Raw genomic sequence first — 19,010 nt, 5'->3', positions numbered from 1 at the left:
GCCATTGGTTGACCCGCCGTGGGCAGTTCGTGGGCACCGCTTTGGTGCCCGGACACCAACAATTCATCACACCGAGACCTCACGACGACCGCCTGGTCCGGCCCGTTGGTCATCTCCCCAAATTGAAACAGGAAACCCCATGTCCGCAGTTCGATTTTCCGCCATCGCCAATCTCGCCGCGCTCTCGGCGCTGAGCTTTTCGCTGGCCACGCCGCATGCCGCGCTGGCCGCCAAACCCAGCGAGCCGCTGATTTTCTCGGCCCACGACAACTCTGCCTTCGACACCCATGCCTTCGATGTCAACAAGGCCGGCATGGTGGTAGGTTTCTATTTCGACGCCAGCTACAAGGCCTATGGCTTCGTGCGCTCCGCCGACGGCAGCTACACCGACCTGAAGGACCCCGACGCGCCGACGGCCACCTTCCCGCGCAGCATCAACGACAAGGGCGTGGTGGTCGGCCAATCCACCATCGATGGCTGGGCCCAGGGCTGGTACTACAACATCGCCAAGGACAAGTTCAAGCCGGTGCGCGTGCCGGCCGCACGGGCGACCTTTGCCGAAAGCATCAACAACCACGGCGTGATCGCCGGCTATACCTATTTCTACCCCGACCCCACCAAGCCGACCTACTTCACCGTCTCTGGCTTCACGCTGAAGAACGGCACGTACACCCTCTACTCCGCCCCTGGCGCCATCTACACCTACATCCGCAGCATCAACGACAAGGGTGACTTTGCCGGCATGTACACCGAGGCCGGCACCTACGCCAACCACAGCTTCGTGCAGAAGGCCGACGGCAGCTTCACCATCGTCGACGCGAAGAACTCGATCAACCACGCCGCCACCATCTACGGCCTGAGCAAGAAGGGCGACAGCGTGGGCACCTGCTCCGATGCGAGCTTCAACAACTGGGGTTGCTACTACACGGCCGCCACGGGCGCAGTGAGCGAGTTCAGCGCCGGCACGCTGGGCAGCACCTCGCCCTGGTCCATCAAGTACAGCCAGGTCGTGGGCTTCGGCTATGACGCCAGCACCGGCAAGAACCGCGGCTTCGTGATCCGCAAGGCAGACGCAACGGGCCAGGACTGAGGTACTTCGACGCTTGGCCAGCGGTGGGCCACCCTGCCGGCAGCCTCGCGCTGCGGCGGCAGCGCGGCGGTCAACGGTAAAGTAGCCCATCGCTTGTCATTCGCGGCCGGCGTGCGATCTGCACGCCGGCCTTTTGTCCTAGTCGCCACCCGCCTCAACGCCCGCCTCACCCATGCGCCTCCTGACCTCCTGCAGCTTGCTGGCCACCGCAGCCCTGGTGGCCGCCTGCGCAACGCCAACCGGCCCTGCCGGCAACACCGGCGTGCTCGCGCCCAATGCCAACCTGGTCGTGCAAGGCATCCCGCCGGTGCCGATGGCGCTGGTCAACAGCGTGCAGCGCTACACCGAGTTCCGTGGCACCAGCTTCGTGGACTGGCACCCGAACCAGCGCGAGATGCTGGTGGCGCACCGGCTGGCCGGTGCCAGCGTGCCGCAGCTGTTCCGCCTCAGCGGGCCGATGGCCGACCTGGAGCCGCTGACCGAAGGCAACGAGCCGGTCACGCGCGGCAGCTACGACCCGCGCGACGGCCACTACATCGTCTTCCAGCGCAGCAGCGGCGGCAGCGAGGCCGACCAGCTCTACCGCCTGGACCTGGACACCCGCCTGGTCACGCCGATTGGCGAGCCCAACGAGCGACACGCGATCAACGTCTGGCTGCACGGCGAGGAACGCGCGCCGGGTGCCGCCTCCAAGCCGCCGGCACGGCTGGTCTCCAGCTCGGTGCCGCTGGACCGCACCGCCGAAGGCGGCAAGCGCGCCAGCGTGGACACCACGATCTGGCTGACCGACCCGCTCAAGCCCGAGGAGCGCCGCAAGCTGGCCGAGCTGCCCGGTGGCGGCTGGGAGGCGACCGCCGTCTCGCCGGACGACAGGCAGCTCGCACTGACCCGCTACATCTCCGCCAATGAGTCGGAGATCTGGCTGCTGGACATGGCCTCCGGCCAGCGCCGCCAGTTGCTGCCTGCGCCCGGCACCACCGCCGCCAAGGCCAGCTACACGCCGGCCGCCTTCCAGCCCGACGGCAAGGGCCTGATCTTCACCAGTGACCGCGACGGCGAGTTCCAGGAGCTGATGCGGCTGGACCTGGCCAGTGGCGCCGTGACGCGTGCCAGCCGCCACATCCACTGGGACGTGAGCGTCAGCAGCCAGACCGAAGACGGCACGCTGCTGGCCGTGCTGGCCAATGAAGACGGCATGGGCACGCTGCACCTGTTCGACGGCCGCACCGTGAGCGAAGTGCCGCAGCCCAAGCTGCCCGAAGGCACGGTCGCCCAGCTGCATTTCCATCCGGCCACGCGCGAGCTGGCCTTTGCAGTCAACAACTCGGCCGGCCCGGGCCAGCTCTACAGCCTGAACCCGGCCAGCGGCCAGGTGCAGCAGTGGACCCAGGCCTTTGCGCCAGAGGGCCTGGATGCCAGCAAGTTCGCGCGCCAGCAGATCGTGCGCTGGAAGAGCTTCGACGGGCTGGGAATTTCCGGCCTGATCACGCGCGCGCCCGCCGCCCGTTTCCCCGGCAAGCGGCCGGTGCTGATCGACATCCACGGCGGCCCCGAAGGCCAGTCCGAGTTCGGCTTCAACGGCCGGGCCAATTACTTCATCGATGAGCTGGGCGTGACGCTGATCCGCCCCAACGTGCGCGGCTCCAGCGGCTACGGCAAGACCTTCCTGGCGCTGGACAATGGCTTCAAGCGCGAGGACTCGGTCAAGGACATCGGCGCGCTGCTGGACTGGATCGCCACCCAGCCCGACCTGGACGCCAGCCGCGTGCTGGTCACCGGCGGCAGCTATGGCGGCTACATGAGCCTGGCGGTGGCGACGAACTACTCCGACCGCATTGCCGGCAACATCGACGTGGTCGGCATCTCGCACTTCGTGACCTTCCTGAACAACACCGAGAGCTACCGCCGCGACCTGCGCCGGGTGGAATACGGCGACGAGCGCGACCCCGCGATGAAGGCCCACCTGGAACAGATCTCGCCGTTGACGAACGCGGCGAAGATCCACAAGCCGATCTTTGTCATCCAGGGCAAGAACGACCCGCGCGTGCCCTACACCGAGGCCGAGCAGATCGTCGCCAAGGTGCGCGCCAACGGCACGCCCGTCTGGTACCTGCGCGCCGAGAACGAAGGCCACGGCTTCCGCCGCAAGGAAAACGCCGACTACCAGTTCTACGCGATGGTGCTGTTCATGCAGCAGACGCTGCTCAAGCCGCAGCCCTGAAGCGACGGCCGGCAAAGCCCACCACACGGCCACTCGGGGCCGTTTTTCCCCACCGCACGGCCCTTCGGGGCCGTTTTTCACGGCCAGCCTGCGGGTTGTCCCTCATCGCCCCGCCACGTCACGGCCGTGTCGCAAGCCCCGTCCATGCTGCCGAATGCCGCGCAGGGCTGGGGGAAAGTCCGAGCGCGGCGGGGCGCCGGCCGCGGCGATAGTGCGCTCCGATTCTTCCGCCTTCCCACCACACCGAGGAGCTCGAAGCATGGCCGGACATGGACGCACGAAACGCTGGGCGCTGGGCGCCGCCGCCTTGTTGGCGGTGATGGGCGTGGCCCATCTGGCGGGAGCCACCAACTACGCGCTGTGGGTCAACGGCCGCACCGGCGGCGGCCAGCTCGGCAACTATGCCGACTTCACCTACTGGGGCCCGGCCAGCACCGCTGCCGGCGTCAACAAGAAGTCGGTCAACTGGGATGGCTACAACCACATCTCGGACCAAAACTACCTGGTGCGCAACGCGCTGGACTGCTATTGCACCGGCAGCAACTGGTGCTACGTGGCGGCGCACAGCGCGGGCGACCTGATGATGGGCTACACGCTGGCGATGTACGGCGGTTCGACCCGCAGCGTGAAGAACGCCACGCCCGCGGCCGACGGCACCTGCAGCAACGCGGGCAGCAGCACCCAGACCGGCTGGAACATCAAATGGATCGACATTGCCGGCGGCGCGGCCGGTGGCTCCGAGCTGGCCAATGCCGGTGACTGGGCGCTCAGCGAGCCGCTGGTGTCGGACCTGAAGACTGCCACCGCGCGGGCCATGTACGACCACAACAGCACCCGCAGCAAGTGGTTCTACATGTACGCCGGCGCCAGCGGCACACTGTATTCCGCGGTGCTGCCGGGGCAGGACGACGAGGCCATTGCCTACCACTCCAGCGGCGGCGTCTCGGGGACAGGCGGGCAGTCACTGTGCAACCCCTCGGACTGGTTCTGCAACGACCTGAACCTCGGCACCACGGCCAACGAAGGCGGCAGCACCAAGTGGAGCTACCACTCGGTGAGCTTCCGCGACAACAACGAGGCCTACAACCACTACACCAACGGCAACTGGGCCGGCATCACCTCGCTGATGCGCCAGGACATGGTGACCAACGCCCAGTAAGGCCGAGCCGAGATGAATCGACGGCGCATGATCGCGGCGCTGGCGGCCACCGGGTTGCTGGGCACGGGCTGGTGGCTGGCCGCCGGCAGCGCCACGCCTGAGCCAGCGCCCACCACCGTCGCCATGGCTGCGCCCGCCGTCGCGCCGCCAGGCTCAGCGCCTGCCGCCGGCCTGGGCCCGCGCCGCGTGCGCGACCCGGCCGAGCTCGCGGCCCAGCGCGCGCTGTGGCAGCAGCGCCTGCAGCGCGCCCGCGAGGTGCGGGACGCGTATGCCGCGGCCACGCGCTATCCGCCCGAATCCCGCCCCGCCGCCGAACATGGCGACCAGTTGCACCCCGGCCGGCCGGTGCAGGAAACCATGCCCTTGCGCATGCCAGGCGCGCCGGCCAGGGACGGTTTCCAGCTGCGCACCTCGCAGGACCGCATCTACCTGCAGGGCGACGAAGCCGTGCGGCTCAGCGTGGCCGCGGTGGACGACGCCGGCCAGCCGCTGCCATTGGCCGTGACCCGCGCCATCGCCCACGAAGCAGCGCAAGGCCAGCAGCGCGCCAGCCGCTACGGGCAGGTCGACGTGAGCTTCCGTGACGACGGCCAGAACGGCGACACGCAGGCCGGCGACGGCGAGCTGACGCTGCGCTGGCAGCCCGCGACGCAAGGCTTTGCCGAGCTGGACGGGCTGATCCGCATCGAGCTGTCGCTGCAGTCCGGCGAGCAGGCGGGTTATGCGTATTTCGACGTGATCTACACGCCCGCCGCACCCGCCACCTGGCTGCCCGGCGCGCGCGAGGCGGTGCAGGACGGCTCGCTGAATTTGCTGCTCAAGCTGCAGGTGCAGCAGGCCGGCCGCTACGTGATCAGCGGCCGGGTCGACGACGCCAACGGCAAGCCGTTTGCGCTGGTGGGCTTCAACGACACGCTGGCCGCGGGCACGCGCGAACTGGCGCTGCCGGTCTTCGGCAAGCTGCTGCGCGACGGCCAGCCGGCCTTCCCGTTGACGCTGCGCGACGTGACCGGCTTCCTGCTGCACGAAGACCGTTTCCCCGACCGCGCGCTGCTGGCCGCGCGCGAAGGCAAGGTCTACACCACGCGCGCCCACGTGCTGGCCGAGTTCTCCAGTGCCGAATGGCAGAGCGAGGAACGCAGCCGTTACCTGACCGAATACGACAAGGACGTGGCCCAGGCCGAGGCTCAGCTGCGCCAGCTGAGCGAGCCGGCGACAGTGGCTGGCCCCTGAGCCAGCGACAGCGGCTCGGCCAGCACGCCATCGTCCAAACGCTGCGGGCATTCGCGCACGATCTCCACGATCAGCTCGCGCGCGACCGCCGGCGCGAAGTGCTGGCCCAGGCGCGCGGTGCGGCTGCCGCGCTGCGGGATCCACGCGGTCAGCATGTCGGCCTGCACGGCATAGAAGCCGACGTGGCTGCGGCCGTCCACGTCGGCACTGGTGGAAAACACGCGCCGCTGGGCAATCGATTCGAGGGGCAGATCAGGCTTCATCGGAGGGGCCCACAGTGGCTTTGGATGCCTGCACAACTGCAATCTCCAGACCACATCGCGCAACACCCGCTGCCAGGGCCTGACGCAGGCCGAACCGGTCTGAAACTGCGAGCTGTGCGCAATGCAGTGCGCAAGAACTTGCGCACGGTGTGAAGAAACTTGCGCGCTTGGACGGGGTGCTCAATGCGGCGTGCAGGCCGCCGCCGGCTCGCTCGCCGGCAGCACGGCCACCACGTCCACCCGCTTGTCCACCGCGCACAGCGACACATAGCCCACCGCCCCCGGCGTGGCGGCCACGAAGCGCAGCACCGCCTCTTCCGAGGCCAGCACCGGCGGCGGCAACACGCCGTGGAAGTATTGGTCGTTCCAGTAGGACTGCAGGTCCTGCGGCGTGCGCCTGAACAGCCACAGCGAGAAGTCGCGCCGCAGCGGATGCGAGGCCGGCAGGTTGATCGCGACGATGGGCGTGCGGTCGTCCCACAGCTCGCGCTTGCGGCCGTAGATGCCCAGCAGCTCGGCACGGCCCAACGCCGTGGGCGCACCCGGCAGCTTGCCGACCACGACCGCAATGCCGCCTTCGGCCGCGCGCGCCGGTGCACCGGCGAACGACAGCCAGAGCAACAGCAGCAAGGCGAGGGCAAGGCGCATGGGCACTGCGATCAAAAAGCCAGTGTCAGCGAGGACAGCAGGCCCGCAGGCTGGCCCACCACCCGCGCCGAGAGCTGCACCCACTCGATCTTGAAGGTCCAGTGGTCGACGCCCTTGTAGACCGCACCGATCAGCGTCGAGCGGCTGGACCAGCCATCCACGTCGCGCCGGTAGTACTCCTGCCGGCCGGTCAGCCACCAGCGCCCCGCCACCGGCAACGCGCCCTGCAGGAACCAGCCGCGTTCGCCGCCTTGCCCGCCCGGGCTGCGCCGATGCATGGCCTCCATGCTCAGCTCGGCACGGCCCAGCGTCCATGCGGCATCCACGCCCGCCAGCAGGAATTCGTTGCCCGGCGTCTCGCGCTCGAAGAAGCGGCTGAGCGAAACGCCCATCTTGAAGTCCGGGTTCAGCGAGGTGGACAGCCGGCCGCCAAACGCGGAGTCGAACGGATGCGTCCACGGGCTGGGCCGCCATTCGCCGCCGTTGGAGGCATAGAGCTGGTAGTCCAGCCATTGATCGGCCATGGGCAAGCTGCCAAAGGCCATCAGGCCGGTCACGCTGGTGGGGAACGCGGCCTGCGAGATCAGCGGGCGCAGCACGGTCCAGGTCTGCGGGTCGGAATGGTCCTGGTTCCAGTGGCCGATGGGCGTGAGGAACTTGCCGGCGCGCAGTGTCAGCGCGTCGGTCGCGCGGTAGTCGGCATAGACGCGCTCCAGCGCCACGTAGGCCGAGGCCGCGGCACCGTACTGCGCGCCGCTGCCGGACGGCAGCTGGGCAATGTTCTGCAGGTCGATCTCGCCGAGCAACTTCCAGTCCGCCGCAGGCTCCCACCAGGCGATGGCGCTGAGGTGGCTGAGGTTGAAGCGCGCGCGCCGGCTGAACTGGGTGTTGTTCACGTCGCCCGGGTTGTCGGGCAAATCGGTGTCGCCCAACGGCGCGAGGAACTGGCCGGTGGCGTAGCCGGACACGGTGAGGCCTGGCGCCAGCTGCCAGCCCACCGGCGGCGCATCGGGCAGCGTCTCGGGCTGCGGCTGCTCCTGCAGCAGGGCTTGCGCCAGCACGGGTGCAGGCGCTGCCAAGCCCAGCATCACCGCGAACAAAGGCGAAAAGAGGCCGATGCACAATCGCCGGCACCGCGCAGACAGACCACGTTGCGGTGCTTCAGGCGGCCTTGCCAGCGGTGGCGTGAAACTTGCGCCTGCAGCCCGTTCGTCTTGCGTGATCATGTGCTTGTCCATTGTCCGTGAGGCGCATGCCGCAACCTTCATGCCGCCTGATTTTTCTCTCCGCCCAGCCGCTGAGCTCCCGCTGTCTTGACGCTACGCCGAACTTTGCTGCTGGCCTTCCTGCTGCTGGCCTGGGTGCCCAGCGCCGCGCTGTCCTGGCTGAGCTTCAGCCGCACGCGCAGCGCGATGACGGCGCAGATCGAGCGCAGCCTCGCGGCCCAGGCCGGCACGCTGCAGACCGACATCGACACCATGCTGTTCGAGCGCTTCCAGAACGCGCTGGTGTGGAGCCGCTCGGAGCTGATGCAGGACCTGGCGCTGGGTGATGTGGACAAGCGCGTGAGCAACTACCTGGTGGGCCTGCAGCGCGGCTACGGCGAGGTCTACACCAGCCTGGACTGCCAGCGCGACGACGGCCAGGTGCTGGCCAGCGCAAGCGCCCAGCGCATCGGCCGGCAGGCTGCGCCCTTGTCACCCGAGCAGCTCTCGGTGCAGGCCCGCCTGCCAGGCGGCTTTGCACAGCTTTACCTGGCCGCACCGACAAACGATGGCCGCGCCGAACTCGTCATCGACACGCCCGTGACCCAGGCCTATGCGCAGCCCGGCGCAGCGGCCATGCAGATGCGCCTGAACTTCGATCCGCGCCAGATCGACCGCTTGCTGGACACGGCCGCTGCGGGCCGTCGCGAGATCGTCGTGGTCGACGCGCAAGGCCGCTGGGTGGCCGCCTCGGCAGGCCTGCGTGGCAGCAACTGGCCCAGCGCCGCCGGCCGCCAATGGGCGCGCCAAGCGGCCGCATCCAGCGAGGCCCAGCTGCAGTTGCCGCAAGGCGCGATGCTGGCCGGCCGCAGCCATTCGCAGGCCAGGCCCGGCTTCGCCGGCACCGGCTGGACCACATTGGTGCTGGAGCCACTGGACGCCGCGCTGCAGCCTGTCGTGGAGATGGCCTGGATCTTCGTCGGCCTGCTGCTGGCGGTGCTGCTGGCGGCCCTGCTGGCCTCAACCTGGATCGCCTCGGCCATCGCCCGGCCGATTGCGCTGCTGACCGCCCGGACACAGCGCCGCACCGCAACGCCCGATGAAGCGCCGGTGCGCTCGCGCATTGCCGAGCTGGACACGCTGGGCCGCGCCTATGCGGACATGACGCGCCAGCTAGCCAGCTCGCGCCAGGAGCTGGTGCGCACCTCGAAGATGGCGATGCTGGGCGAACTGGCCGCCGTGCTGGGCCACGAGGTGCGCACGCCGCTGGGCATCCTGCGCTCGTCGGCCCAGGTGCTCAAGCGCGACCCGCAGCTGGGCGACGAGGCACGCGAGCTGATGGGCTTCATCGACTCCGAAACCCAGCGCCTGAACACCCTGGTGACGACCCTGCTGGACACCGCCCGCCCGCGCCTGCCGCACTTCGCGCACTGCAACCTGCACGCGCTGCTGCAGCGCTGCGTGCAGATGCACGCACTGAAGCAGGCGGGCAGCGCCCAGGCCAAGGTCACACTGTCGCTGCTGGCCACGCAGGCAGAGATCGAGGCCGACGAGGAACAACTGATGCAAGCCGTGTTCAACCTGCTGAGCAACGCCGCGCAAGCCGCGGGCGCGGACGGCCAGGTGCTGCTGTCCACCGCGGACGATGGCGACGGCGTGACGCTGAGCTGCGGCGACGACGGACCCGGCATTCCCCCCGCGCTGGCCGAGCGCATCTTCGATCCCTTCGTGTCCGGCCGCGAAGGCGGCATCGGGCTGGGACTGGCCGTGGTGCGACAGGTCGTGCACGCGCATCGCGGCAGCATGGTCGTGGGCACCAGCACGCTGGGCGGCGCGGCCTTCACGCTGCGGCTGCCGCGGGTGCAGGCAGCCTTGCCGGGAGACCTCGCATGAAACACCTTCGCTCGAACACCGCGCCGCGGGCCGAGCGCCGGGCCGCTCCCAAGCCGGCCCGCATCCCCTCGGGGGATCGGATGCGGTATGCCGCGGACGAGGGGCAGACATGACACCTTCCACCGTGTTGATCGTCGACGACGAGGCGCACATGCGCCGCGTGCTGGAGATCATGCTGCGCCAGCTGGGCCACCGCGCGCTGGTCGCGGTGGATGGCAGGCAGGCACTGGAGCTGCTGGAACACGAGCATGTGGACCTGATCCTGACCGACCTGCGCATGCCGGTGCTGGACGGCATCGGCCTGCTGGAGGAAATGGCCGCGCGCCAGCTCAGCGTGCCGACCATCGTGATGACCGCGCAAGGCTCGATCGAGACGGCGGTCAAGGCGCTGAAGCTGGGCGCGCACGACTACCTGCTGCGGCCGGTGGACCTGGACGTGCTGGAGCTGGCGATGCAGCGCGTGCTGTCGCGCGAGAAGCTGCGCGTGCAGCACGACTTCCTGCGCGAACAGGCCGGCAGGCCGGTGAGTGGCTTCTTCGGCCGCAGCGCGGCCATGGCCAGCGTGTTCGAGCAGATCCGCCAGGTCGGGCCGACCCGCGCCTCGGTGCTGATCACCGGCGAAACCGGCACCGGCAAGGAAGTCGCCGCGCACGCGATCCACCAGGCCTCGGACCGGGCCGGCGAACTCTTCGTCGCGGTCAATTGCGCAGCGCTGCCAGCCGACATGGTCGAGGCCGAGCTGTTTGGCTACGAGAAGGGTTCGTTCACCGGCGCGGCCAAGGACAGGGTCGGCAAGTTCGAGCTGTCCTCGCGCGGCACGATCTTCCTCGACGAGATCACCGAGATGCCGATCGCGCTGCAGTCCAAGCTGCTGCGTGTGCTGCAGGAGGGCAGCGTGGAGCGGCTGGGCAGCAACCACAGCATGGCGCTGGACCTGCGCGTGATCGCAGCCTGCAACCGCGACCCGCGCGAGGCCATCCGCGCAGGCCGGCTGCGCGAGGATCTGTACTACCGGCTCAATGTGTTTTCGCTGGCGCTGCCTCCGCTGCGCGAACGGACCGAGGACATCGAAGGCCTGGTCGGCCACCTCGCGGCGCGCCAGGGCCGGCGCATCCGCGTGTCGCCCGAGGCGCTGGCCTGCCTGCAGGGCTACGCCTGGCCGGGCAATGTGCGTGAGCTGGACAACGTGGTCCAGCGCGCGCTGGTGCTGGGCCGCGGCGAACAGCTCGAAGTCCAACACCTGCCGGCGGACCTGACGCGACCCATTGCGGCGCTGAGCGCGCCCACGGCCGACGAGCCACTCGGCGACACGCTGGACCTGCGCAGCGCGGTCGAAGCGCTGGAGCAGCGGCTGATTGCGCGTGCGCTGCTGCAGACGCACGACAACAAGCGCCAGGCCGCTGCGAAGCTGGGCATCAGCGAACGGGCGCTCTGGTACAAGCTCGGCCGCGGCAAGTCGGTGCAAGCGGATCCAACAGACTGAGTGGACTAGGGATGGGCAGCCGGCGCGGCGTGGACATACTCGCGGCGCCTGTTGTCGCACAAAGGTCACAAAACCCTGCGGCACGACCAAGTCCACGGTGCCAGCGCATCGCCCACCCGGCGCGCGCGAGCATCGATTCCAACTCACGAGGTTCGCCATGCTCCGTTTCGTCTCCCCCGCCCTGCGCCTGACCCACCTGGCCGCCGCCCTGATGCTGGCCACGCCGCTGCTGGCCACCACCGCCCAGGCCGCGCCCGCCGCCGCCACGGCCCAATCCCAGACCTGGATCACGCTGGGCGAACAGGCCTTCGGCCTGCTGCGCAGAATTGACCCGGACGTGCGCAGCGAAGCGCAGCGCGAATGGATCATGCAGACGCCCAAGCCCGGCAGCCACAGCGCCGCACTGCAGGAAAGCCGCGAGCTGGTGCATGTGGTGCACATCGACAACGCGCTGCTGCCCGCACTGAGCGAAGCCATCCACACCGACACGCACCGCTGCGCCGGCTTCGTGGCCCATGCCTCGCGCGCCGAGGCCTTCAGCGCGCTGAACGCGCAGCAGGAAGCGCAAAGCCTGGCCCGCAAGGTCGTGGTGCCGAGCTACACCATCGACAACCAGGATCAGGTCGCGCCGATGATCACGCAGGTGCAGGACAGCCAGATCCTGTCGACCATCCAGACCCTGTCGGACTTCCAGAACCGCTACTACACCAGCACCTACGGCGTGGCGGCCTCGGACAAGATCATGGCCATGTGGAAGGCCCTGGCCGGCACCCGCAGCGACATCACGGTGGAGCAGTTCACTCACGCCAGCTTTCCGCAGAAGTCGGTCATCCTGACCATCAAGGGCACGGCCAAGCCCAAGGAAATCGTCGTGATGGGCGCCCACCTGGACTCCATCGTTTCCGGCAAGGTGACCAACGAGACCCGCGCACCCGGCGCCGATGACGACGCTTCCGGCATCGCCACGCTGACCGAAGTGCTGCGCGTGATGGTGGCCAACAACTACAAGCCGCGCCGCACGATCCAGTTCATGGGCTATGCCGCCGAAGAGGAAGGCCTGCTGGGTTCGGCTGAAATTGCCAAGGCCTACAAGCGCCAGCTGAAGAAGGTGGTGGGCGTGCTGCAACTGGACATGACCAACTACCAGGGCAGCGCCAAGGACATCTACATCTACACCGACTACACCAACGGCGCGCAGAACACCTTCCTGGCCAACCTGGCTTCGACCTACCTGCCGACGCTGACCGTGGGCTACGACAAGTGCGGCTATGGCTGCTCCGACCATGCCTCGTGGTACGGCAAGGGCTACGCCGCTTCGCTGCCGTTCGAGGCCGCGTTCACCGACGACAACCCTTACATCCACTCGGCGAACGACACGCTGGCCAACATGGGCAACCAGGCCAGCGATGCGGCAAAATTCGCCAAGCTGACGCTGGCCTTCGGGGTCGAGCTCGGCACCGATGGTCCGACCGTGAAGCCCTGATGGGTTGAGCGGGCGGTACCGTGCAGAGGCCCCCGCCGGGGGCCGCACGGCGGGCCATCGCATCACCTGGAGTGAGCCAATGTGGGTTCGTCGTGCATGCCTGGGCATGCTGGGCTGTGTGCTGGTGGCCTCGCTGGCCGTGGTCGGTCAGGCCAAGGCCGCACTGGCTCCGGGCGACAAGGCCCCGGACTTCAACGCCGACGCCGCGCTGGGCGGCCAGCCCTTCAAGTTCTCGCTTTCCGGGGCACTGAAGAAGGGCCCGGTGGTGCTGTACTTCTTTCCGAAGGCCTTCACCAGCGGCTGCACGCTGGAAGCCCATCTGTTCGCCGAGGCCACGCCGAAGTTCTCCGCGCTGGGCGCCACGGTGATCGGCATGTCACGCGATTCGCTCGAAACCCTGCAGCGCTTCTCGGTCGAAGAATGCCGCAACAGCTTTGCTGTGGCAGCCGACCCGGAGTCGCGCACCATCAAGGCCTACGGCGTGGGCCTGACGCTGCTGCCCGACGTGGCCGACCGCATCTCGTTTGCCATCAGCCCGCGCGGCCAGATCCTGGACACACTGGTCTCCGGCGACCCGGAAGAACACGTCACCGCGATGATGAAAGCCGTGCAGGCCTGGCGCGCGGCCAATCCGAACCCCTGAACCGGCTCAGGCTCTTAGACCTCGGCCGCCCGCAAGGTGATGCGGCCATCGCCCAGCTGCACCTGCTGACCGATGCGGATCTTGCAGGTCTTGCGCAATTCGGTCGCGCCGTCGACCAGCACCTGGCCGTCGGCGATCAGCTGCTTGGCATGGCCGCCACTGGTCGCCAGGCCAGTGGCCTTGAGCAAGGCGTCCAGCGTGATGTATTCGCCGCGCAGTTCGAAGTCGATGTGGGTGTTGTCCATGGGCCGCATTGTCCCTGCTTGACATCGCGGCCGACTGGCGCGACAGTCGCGCCTCACTGTTTTCCGATCCACCGACCTGCAGGAGGCTGAGCATGACGAATACCCACCGCACCCCCGCCCTGACGGCTGCCTGCTGAGCGCCGCGTCGGAATCCGGACCTCGCCTTCTTCGTCGGCCGCGCCTTGCGGCCCGCCTGATCCGCAGCCAAGCCTGCTGATCGTTTCCCTCCCCGTCTGATCCGTCGCGGCGCTCGCCGCACAGCCCGTTCACCGCCACACGCTGGCGGTGTTTCGCCGCGCCACGCCTGCTGCGCGCGGCTGTCGAGCCCCAACGGATTTCAGACACACCCATGATCGAGACCATCGATTTCGAGGCCCTGCGTCGCATCGGCCTGCAACAAGCGCTGCTGGCGCAAAGCCTTTCCCTTCCCCACGAAGCCGGTGACCGGCTGATGCGCATCACCGAGGTCCAGCGCGACCGCTTCACGCTGCACGACGGCCACCAGCCGCAACGCGCGCAACTCTGGCCCACGCTGCGCCTGGCCCTGCAGATGCAGGACGAGCAACTGGTGGTAGGCGACTGGGTCACCGTGCGCGACACGGCGCCCGGCGAAAGCTGGGTCGCCGCCCGCGTGCCGCCGCTGAACCGGCTGCTGCGCCGCGACAGCAGCGGCCGGCGCCAGGCCCTGGTCAGCAATGTGGACAGCGCGCTGCTGGTGATGACCTGCGGCCATGACTTCAACCTGCGGCGGCTGGACCGCTACCTGGCGCTGGTGCGGCTGGCCGGCGTGCAGCCGGTCGTCGTGCTGACGCAGGCCGATCTGCACCCGGACCCTGCCAGCCGGCTGCGCGCCGTGCGCCAGCACCTGGGCAGCCTCGGTGCAACCGTGCCGGTGGTCGCCGTCAATGGCCTGACCCCGGAAGCCGCCGAGCCGCTCAGGCCCTGGCTGTCGGTCGGCCAGACCCTGGTGCTGCTGGGCTCCAGCGGCGCAGGCAAGAGCACGCTGACCAATACCTTGACCGGCGACAAGGGCCAGTCCACCGGCCCCGCACGCGAAGGCGACGGCCGTGGCAGGCACACGACGACCGCACGCTCGATGCACTGGTGCACCGAAGGCGCCTGCATCATCGACACGCCGGGCCTGCGCGGCCTTCAGTTGGACGCTGGCGGCGACGAACTGGACAGCGCCTTCGACGACGTGGCCCGCCTCGCACCGAACTGCCGCTTCCGCGACTGCGAGCACCGCGACGAACCCGGCTGCGCGGTGCGCCCGATGATCGCGCCCGAGCGACTGCTCAGCTACCAGAAGCTGCAACGCGAGGCCCAGCGCCACGAGCTGACGCTGCAGGACAGGCGCGAACAGCTGGCTGTGTGGAAGGCACGAGGACGCGAGGCGAAAGTCGCGATTCGTGCCAAGCGCGGCTGATCCGAAGAAGAAGTTGCCGCCGGGCCGTCCCAAGGCAACTTGCTCCCCTCGGGGGGCGGCCCGGGCCCGGCCCGGGCCTTGGGGCAGACTTCAGAGCTTCAGTTCCAGACCCAGGCGCCAATTGAGGTAGCTCTGGGACTGGGTGGCCACGGTCTGGTCGCCGACGATGCTCTCGGTGTCATTCTCGCGCGGTGCCAGGTTGCTGGCGGTCAGCCGCAGCCGGGCGGTGGCGCTGAGCTGGTACATCGCGTAGAGATCCACCACCCGCTTGGCGTTCTGCTTGGCATATTGGTCGTCCGCCAGTCGGGTGGTGTAGCCGGGCTGCCAGTTGAAGTTGCCGCCAAGGGTCAGCGGGGTGCCAGGCAGCTTGTAGTCGCCGCCGAGGTTGAACGAGCCAGCAGCCTGCTGGTCCAGCCGGTTGTTCGGGCCAGGCACGCCTTTGACCTTGGAGTTGTACAGCGCAGCATTGGCGCGCAGGTCCACCGCGGGCGCGTCGGGCCACAGCTCGGTGAGGCGCAGCTTGCCGTCGATCTCCACGCCTTGCGTCATCGCGTCGCCGATGTTCTGCGGTTGCGAGTAGTACTGTTTGCTGCCGTCCGGGTTGAGCCGCGAGAAGTAGACTGTGCGCATCAGGTCCTGGATGTCACGCCGGAACGCGCTGAAGCTGACCATGCCGCCACCGGGCAGGTAGTACTCGTAGGCCAGGTCGATGCCGGTGGCCAGCTCGGGCTTCAGGTCCGGGTTGCCGATGCGGTCCGGGCTGGTCGGGTCGTTGTGCTTCGAATACGAGGTGCTGGCAATCAGGTTGGCCAGCGGTGGCGAGCGGTAGCTGCGCGTCAGGCTCATGCGGACCTGGTCCGGGCCCTTGGGCTCGGGCTTCCACACCGCATGCAGCAGCGGCGTCCAGACGCTGGAGCTGTTGTCGCCCACGACCGTGCCCAGCTTGTCGTCCGGCGCCTCGCTGTGCGTGCGGATGCCCTCCCAGCGCAGGCCGGCGTAGGCGGACCAATGCGGGTCGATGGTCCACTCGTCCTGGCTGTAGACGGCCGTGCGCATGCTGCGCGCCTGCAGGTTGTCGCCGGGGTCGCTGACCGGCTGGCCATCGGCGTCCAGCAGCGGGCCGCCATCTTGCAGCTGCGTGCGGTCTTGGCTCAGGTGCGCGCGGTCCAGCTCCAGGCCCGAGACGATGTTGTGGCCGTTTTCCAGCAGCAGCGAATACTTGGTGTTCAGGCTGGCACTGCGCTCGCGCGACAAGTTGCGGTCGTCGAAAGTGGCCACGCCACCGTTGCCTGCCGTGGCGTCCTCGCTGTCCTGCTCGACCCGATGGGTGTTGCTGAGGCTACGCGACATGCCCAGGCCGACGCGGGCTTCCAGCCGCCCATCGCCGATCTGCGCCTTGTACATGCTGTTCAGCCGGCCCAGCGTCAGGCTGCTGTCCGAATGGCTCCGGCTGGTCGAAAACGGCAGCTCCGGCACCGCCGTGCCGATCACCTGGCCCGTCTTGTCGCTGTCGCCCTCGGAGTGCACGATGAACGGCATCACCTGCAGCGAGTCGCCGCCATCGAGCTTCCATTGCAGCTTGCCGCCGAGGCTCACCCCGGTGCGCTGGCTGCGCGAGGTGTCGGTCTCGGTGTAGTCCTTGGTCGGGCTGGTGGTGGTGACCACCGACTTGTCGTCGGTGTCGCGCCGGTTGACGCCGACGTTGAGGTTGTAGTCCAGCCCCAGCGCTTCGAACTTGTCCTCGCGGGACCAGTTCAGCTGCGGCTGCACGCGGCCGTTCTCATAGGCCACCGAAGCCTTCAGGTCGTTCAGCTTCCGGGTGAAACCTTCGCGGGTGATGATGTTGATGGTGCCGCCAATCGCGCGGCCGCCGGTCTCGGCCGTGGGCGCGCGGATGATCTCGATGCGCTCGATCTGGTCCGGATCCAGCGAGTCCAGCGACAGGCCGCCCTGCACGCGCTCACCGTCCAGCAGGATCTGGGTGTAGCCGTTGCCCAGGCCGCGCATGCGGATCTGGCCGCCGCGGCCCGGCGTGCCGCCAATGGTCACACCCGGCAGGCGCTTGAGCAGGTCGCCCACGGTGCTGTCGCCGAACTTCTCGATCTCCTCGCGGCCGACGATGATCTTCGACGCGGTGGACCGGCGACGCTGCTCTGTGTCGCTGGTGCGCGCGCCGTTGATCTCGACTTTTTGCGTGGCACCGGCGGCGGCAGGCAGGGTCGCTTCGGCTGCAGGCGGCGTCGGCTCGGTGGGCGCGGTCTGGGCATGCAGGCCTGCAGCGGCCAGCCAGAGGCCGCAGCTCAGCGCCAGCGGCAGGCGTTTGAGGGCGAAAGGAGCACGGCTTTGATGAAGCATGGAGGGGCAACGCTGGCAAGGCCGCCCGCGCGGACGGTCGACCGGCCGCAACAACTGCGGCCACGGCCGGGTGCCAAGGCGAACGGCGAAAAGAGGAGGCTGGCGCGGGCGGCGAAGCTGGCGGCTGCGGGCAGGCCGACGCGCTGACACGGCGCAGCAGCGGCCGAACCCGACCGGCCTGCGCCCATGGCAAGGAATGGTACCTGCGGGCCGTGAAGCTTTGTAAACGCTGCGGCGGCGCAACCTGCTGTTCAGCTGGAGGCCGGTTGCGCCAGCGCAATCTGGCACCGGCCGGCGCGCTTGGCGGCATACAGCGCCGCGTCGGCCTGGCGGTAGAGGTGATCGGCATTGCAGCGGCTGTCGCTGCCAGCCACCACCAGCCCGGCCGAAAACGCGACCTCGATCGGCTGGCCGTCGGCCCCGTGCAGGCCGATCAGCCGCGTGGCCCGCAGGACGTCCTCGGCCAGGCGGCGCGCACCGGCCTCGTCAGTCGCCGGCAGGATCAGGCCGAACTCCTCGCCGCCCAGGCGGCAGAACACGTCGGACGCGCGCAGCCGCGAGCGCACGGTCTCGGCGAACAGGCGCAGCGCCTCGTCGCCGGCGCGGTGGCCGTGGTTGTCGTTGATGTGCTTGAAGTGGTCCAGGTCCATCAGCACGAAGGCGACCGGCAATTCGTCGCGCTGGCCGCGCTGCAGTTCGTGCTGCAGCAGGGCATCGGCGGTGCTTCGGTTGAAGCAGCCGGTCAGGCCGTCGTGCGTGGCCAGCACTTCCAGGCGCTGCGCGGTGCGCTCCATGCCGGCCAGCAGAAAGCCCCAGCCGGTGGTCATCAGCGTCAGGAAAGCGGCCAGGAAGGTCAGGCCCTGGCCCAGGCTGGGCTGGGTCAGGGCCTGGTAGTCGGCAGGGTGGAACCAGGCGTGCCAGGCCCGGCAGACCAGGGCCAGCACCGTCAGCGCAAAACCGGTGCCGACCATCAACAGCGAGCGCTCGGCCGCAGCCCTGTGCCGGAAGACCAGCCAGACCGCCGGCAACAGGCAGGCGGCATAGACCAGCGAGAGCACCGAAGTGCGCTGGCTGAGCGGCCAGTCCAGCATGGCCAGGATGGGCAGCGCGGCAGCCAGCCAGCCCCAGCGCAAGGCCAGCGGCAGGGGCTGCTCTGTCACGAAGACCCAGACGGCCTGGCTGAACAGCCCGGCCCCCAGGCACAGCAGCAGGTTGCCGATCAGCACGGACAGCGGCAGCGGCACCCAGGCGCGCGCGATCAGCGCAAGGAATCCACCCACCATTGCCCAGTTGCCTGCGACCCAGCAAGCCATTGCCGGTTGGTCGCGCCAGCTCGGCCTGGACAGCCCCATCTGCAGCGCGAGCAGAAGGAAGCCCAGTGTCAAGGCTGCGATCAGGGTCGGGATGTGCAGCGTCATGGCGGCTGGTGCGGACTCCGCCCCGGGGTTGCAAAAGGATGGGAACAGCCCACGGCAGGCCACAAGCGCAACACGTTGCCAGCCTGCCTCGGCACCGTGAGATTAATCACGCATTGGAGCGCAGGAAAAGGGGTGCAAAGATTCAGGGTTTACGCTAGAATCCACAGCTTCGACGACTGCAGCCGTCTGTACAAGCTCAAAAGCGCCTCAACAGCGTGGTGTGCTTGGCAGCGTGAACGCAACAA

15 protein-coding genes are annotated in these 19,010 nt (G+C 68.7%); 9 read left to right on the top strand and 6 right to left on the bottom strand.

The genetic code is table 11. The annotated features are described in order from the left end of the window. The first annotated feature begins 139 nt into the window (after positions 1-139). From AC3WR5_RS23875 to AC3WR5_RS23860, 4 genes are all read left to right on the top strand, one after another. On the top strand, positions 140-1,090 hold the full coding sequence (locus AC3WR5_RS23875) for a hypothetical protein (protein WP_141289408.1): 951 nt from the start codon (positions 140-142) through the stop codon (positions 1,088-1,090). A gap of 172 nt (positions 1,091-1,262) precedes the next feature. Next, positions 1,263-3,311 (top strand): S9 family peptidase, encoded by a 2,049-nt coding sequence (locus tag AC3WR5_RS23870; protein ID WP_492487651.1) that lies wholly within the window; start codon positions 1,263-1,265, stop codon positions 3,309-3,311. A gap of 259 nt (positions 3,312-3,570) precedes the next feature. Beyond that, on the top strand, positions 3,571-4,470 hold the full coding sequence (locus AC3WR5_RS23865) for a hypothetical protein (RefSeq protein WP_231012760.1): 900 nt from the start codon (positions 3,571-3,573) through the stop codon (positions 4,468-4,470). Positions 4,471-4,482: 12 nt separating this feature from the next. Beyond that, entirely contained in the window at positions 4,483-5,703 is a 1,221-nt protein-coding gene (locus AC3WR5_RS23860; protein WP_492487650.1) for a choice-of-anchor X domain-containing protein, read from the top strand. On the opposite strand, the gene AC3WR5_RS23855 is transcribed toward AC3WR5_RS23860, so the two are convergent. The 3 genes from AC3WR5_RS23855 to AC3WR5_RS23845 all read right to left on the bottom strand — a co-directional run bounded on the left by AC3WR5_RS23855 (position 5,658) and on the right by AC3WR5_RS23845 (position 7,738). After that, positions 5,658-5,966, bottom strand: a complete 309-nt coding sequence (locus tag AC3WR5_RS23855; protein ID WP_141290242.1) for a hypothetical protein — start codon at positions 5,964-5,966, stop codon at positions 5,658-5,660. The two genes, AC3WR5_RS23860 and AC3WR5_RS23855, sit on opposite strands and share 46 nt — an antisense overlap. A gap of 180 nt (positions 5,967-6,146) precedes the next feature. Beyond that, complete coding sequence (locus tag AC3WR5_RS23850; RefSeq protein WP_492487648.1) at positions 6,147-6,614, bottom strand: type 2 periplasmic-binding domain-containing protein; 468 nt, start codon at positions 6,612-6,614, stop codon at positions 6,147-6,149. Positions 6,615-6,625: 11 nt separating this feature from the next. Continuing rightward, the gene (locus AC3WR5_RS23845) at positions 6,626-7,738 is read right to left on the bottom strand and encodes a porin family protein (protein ID WP_492487646.1); all 1,113 of its coding nucleotides are present in this window, start codon (positions 7,736-7,738) and stop codon (positions 6,626-6,628) included. 189 nt (positions 7,739-7,927) lie between these two features. On the opposite strand from AC3WR5_RS23845, the gene AC3WR5_RS23840 reads away from it, so the two are divergent. The 4 genes from AC3WR5_RS23840 (at position 7,928) to AC3WR5_RS23825 (ending at position 13,321) form a co-directional block, all read left to right on the top strand. Further along, complete coding sequence (locus AC3WR5_RS23840) at positions 7,928-9,712, top strand: sensor histidine kinase (protein ID WP_492487644.1); 1,785 nt, start codon at positions 7,928-7,930, stop codon at positions 9,710-9,712. A gap of 109 nt (positions 9,713-9,821) precedes the next feature. Next, positions 9,822-11,195: a sigma-54-dependent transcriptional regulator gene (locus tag AC3WR5_RS23835; protein ID WP_492487643.1), complete on the top strand. Its 1,374-nt coding sequence runs from the start codon at positions 9,822-9,824 to the stop codon at positions 11,193-11,195. Between the two features lie 157 nt (positions 11,196-11,352). Then, on the top strand, positions 11,353-12,678 hold the full coding sequence (locus AC3WR5_RS23830; RefSeq protein WP_492487642.1) for a M20/M25/M40 family metallo-hydrolase: 1,326 nt from the start codon (positions 11,353-11,355) through the stop codon (positions 12,676-12,678). Between the two features lie 79 nt (positions 12,679-12,757). Further along, the gene (locus AC3WR5_RS23825) at positions 12,758-13,321 is read left to right on the top strand and encodes a peroxiredoxin (protein WP_492487640.1); all 564 of its coding nucleotides are present in this window, start codon (positions 12,758-12,760) and stop codon (positions 13,319-13,321) included. Between the two features lie 14 nt (positions 13,322-13,335). Here AC3WR5_RS23825 and AC3WR5_RS23820 read toward each other — a convergent pair whose 3' ends face one another. Further along, positions 13,336-13,566 carry an RNA-binding S4 domain-containing protein gene (locus AC3WR5_RS23820; RefSeq protein WP_141289488.1) on the bottom strand — a complete coding sequence of 77 codons (231 nt, stop codon included), beginning with the start codon at positions 13,564-13,566 and terminating at the stop codon, positions 13,336-13,338. 349 nt (positions 13,567-13,915) lie between these two features. Here AC3WR5_RS23820 and rsgA point away from each other — a divergent pair, with 349 nt between their 5' ends. Then, a complete protein-coding gene (gene rsgA, locus AC3WR5_RS23815) occupies positions 13,916-14,992 on the top strand; it encodes a ribosome small subunit-dependent GTPase A (RefSeq protein WP_492487638.1) in 1,077 nt (358 codons plus the stop codon). A 90-nt stretch (positions 14,993-15,082) separates the two neighbouring features. Here the strand turns inward: rsgA and AC3WR5_RS23810 are convergent, their stop codons facing one another. Beyond that, positions 15,083-17,347, bottom strand: a complete 2,265-nt coding sequence (locus AC3WR5_RS23810; protein ID WP_492487636.1) for a TonB-dependent receptor plug domain-containing protein — start codon at positions 17,345-17,347, stop codon at positions 15,083-15,085. 251 nt (positions 17,348-17,598) lie between these two features. Continuing rightward, positions 17,599-18,765: a GGDEF domain-containing protein gene (locus tag AC3WR5_RS23805; RefSeq protein ID WP_492487634.1), complete on the bottom strand. Its 1,167-nt coding sequence runs from the start codon at positions 18,763-18,765 to the stop codon at positions 17,599-17,601. Positions 18,766-19,010 lie beyond the last annotated feature (245 nt).

It is taken from the genome of Ideonella sp. FW305-24 (genome assembly GCF_058788035.1).
The sequence above is the reverse complement of the archived record's forward strand: the minus strand, read 5'-3'. Positions and strand labels throughout refer to the sequence as shown.